Origin of the sequence: Okeania sp. SIO2B9, from assembly GCF_010672505.1 — a bacterium.
Lineage (GTDB): Bacteria > Cyanobacteriota > Cyanobacteriia > Cyanobacteriales > Microcoleaceae > Okeania > Okeania hirsuta.
In genome coordinates this window covers 1-2,736 of record NZ_JAAHGK010001062.1, presented here as the reverse complement: position 1 = coordinate 2,736, position 2,736 = coordinate 1, and the positions used below count along the sequence as shown (strand labels likewise).

At 36.5% G+C, this 2,736-nt stretch carries 1 protein-coding gene; it reads right to left on the bottom strand.

What is annotated here, in order from left to right; translation table 11 throughout:
- Nucleotides 1-247: 247 nt before the first annotated feature.
- Nucleotides 248-1,942, bottom strand: coding sequence for a S8 family serine peptidase (locus F6K13_RS27235; RefSeq protein ID WP_124147619.1), 1,695 nt, complete (start codon nucleotides 1,940-1,942; stop codon nucleotides 248-250).
- Nucleotides 1,943-2,736 lie beyond the last annotated feature (794 nt).

Sequence of the window (2,736 nt, the reverse complement as noted above, 5' to 3'; positions counted from 1 at the left end):
AAAATAGCCTCAAAAACTTACGTAGCAAGAATTTAACGTCAAATTAGCTTATTTGTCGATCTATCTAGGTTTTCCTCGGTCATGCTACCGAAAGAGGAATTTTGAGCCTATTGATGTATTTCCTTTGTCCTGTAAGGGTTTGAGCTATTTTTACCCTCAAAAATATCAAAGTACCTATAGGAAATAGAAGAATCTCCGCGCCCTATTTGCGTAGTGCTATAGTGTGATATTCTACATCTGGCATAGGTTAAACACTAACAGTAGTAGAATTAGCAGTCTCAATAATTATATTCTCAATTGCCTCAGCAGATAAACTAGGATTAGCTTGTTTAATTAAAGCTGCGACACCTGCAACATGGGGTGTTGCCATAGAAGTACCAGCAAAGAAACTATATAAATTACCTGTTATTGAAGGAGCTACAGGTCCATAAATATCTCCTGCATCTTCAGGAAAACCATCCCCTCCTGGGGCCACGACATAATCCAGTTCGCTACCAGCTTTATTAGAAAAAGAAGAAAACTTGGCATTTCGATCTACTGATCCAACTGCAATTCCATATTCATTAGCTAATCTTGCTGGATAATCAGGACTGCTTGAACTACCATTACCCGCAGCAGAAACAAATACAACACCTCTATCAGCAGCATAACGAATAGCATCGAGTTCGCTGGGGACTAAATTTCTCCCACCAGAACTAAAGTTAATTACATCTGCTCCATTGTTAACAGCATAGAGAATGGCTGATATTCCGTCGCTAACCTTACCCACCCCTTCATCATTTAGTACCCGGAGAGACATAATTTTAGCATTTGGAGCTACTCCAGTTGTTCCTACTCCATCTCTCTTTGCAGCAATTGTACCTGCGATATGAGTTCCATGACTTTCTTCATCCATTGGGTCACTATCATTACTTACAAAATCCCAACCCCAGGTATCATCTATATAACCATTGTCATCATCGTCAATACCATTATTGGGAATTTCACCGCTATTGCTCCACATTTGGCCTGTTAATTCAGGATGGGTACTATCTACACCACTATCAATGACAGCTACCACAATACCTTCTCCCTGAAAACCTTGATTCCAAACTTCTGGTGCTTTGACTAAATCTAGTCCCCACTGATTTCCGCCGATATCTGGAATATCTGGAAAAGGGGCAGCTCCAGTAGCACTGGCCACTGCTGCTGAGGCATCAACTAAACCATATCCAAAAGTACTGTTCAAGCTTGACTGTATAGAACTAGCTGTTTGTGGAACTTCATTTATACTTATAGTATTATCAAAAATCAAGCGACTTTCAACAAGTTGTGTGTCAGATATTGCTTTAATTCTTGCTAAAATTAAACCATTTGTCTGAACCTGAATTAATGTATCCCCCGATAAAGAATCTGCCGTTAATAAGATGTCATTTTCTGTTAAGTTTTCTGGTATTTTTATTCTGTCAAAATTAGCATCAAAATCATCAATAATATCTGCCGTATCTATACTATTATTTTGAGGTTCTCGTAGCACAAATGTGTCATTGCCTGCTCCTCCAATTAATGTATCTCTTCCTAAATCTCCAGCAATTAGATCGTTACCATCTTCACCTAATAAAAGATCATTTTCTTTACCTCCAAAAATTGTATCGTTGCCTAAATCTCCATAAATTGTATCGTTGCCTAAATCTCCAAAAATTTGATCGCTACCTTGGTCAGCATAAATCAAATCATTATCTCTACCTCCTCGTAAAGTATCAGAACCCTCTCCACCAAATAGGTTGTCGTTGCCTTTATTACCATTAATTAGTTCAGGATTTGATGAGCCTATTACTGTATCATTACCATCTAGAGCTTTTAGACCTTCTGGGTATGGAGTCAGTAAATTTAGGGGTACAATAAAGTTATTAGGATTGTTATCTAATGAATAAGATAAACCATCAGAGCTAGGACCAATCATTGCATTCTTTTCTTGATACTAATTTTTAGTATAGGCGCACTTTATTTATTTTGCGTTAAATCATATCTTCCCTTTTTCCCTGATGCCTTGAATTTCATTAATCTTAGGAAATTAATTCTTTTGCTTTAGCAACTTTTCAAAGTTATTCTTTCTGATTATTCCTATTCATTAGGAGTCTTACTTATTCCTATCTTAATTATTTTCCATTTCATATTCAGCTTTTTGATAATTCTTTTTATTGTATCTTTACTTACCTCTATTTACAATTTTTTTTGAATTTTAACCATCACTTTATTGAGACTTTTTGATTCAGATTTTACCATCTATTTTGTCTAAATTTTTTAACCTACATTCCGCACTTCAAAACTTAGTATAAATGGTAAGTAGTCAGTAGTCATTTAGGGGAGCAGTCGGATTGGCGACGTACATTAGTCAGTAGGCAATGACCCTGACTAATTAGGGCTTGCTGATTAAATCTAAAAGTATTTACAGATAAAGGTTTTCGCCTTTTTGGGGTCGAAAAAAGTGCCTGGTTTTCAGCTCTTCATGCTCAAAAAGGAGCGTATTTTAGGCGCATAGTTAGGCAGAAAAATCAAAGGACAATTCTTACTGCTACCTCCTCTAAATTCCCTTTTCTCCTGTCTCCTGTCTCCTGTCTCCTGTCTCCTACCCTCACCCATAAGACTTTTGAGCGCAAACCCTAATTATCTGACTTCATCAAATATTTATGCTTGATTTATTCAATTAAATTTGGCTTTCGTCTCAGTTAAATTATGATGATTTATAGACTATAA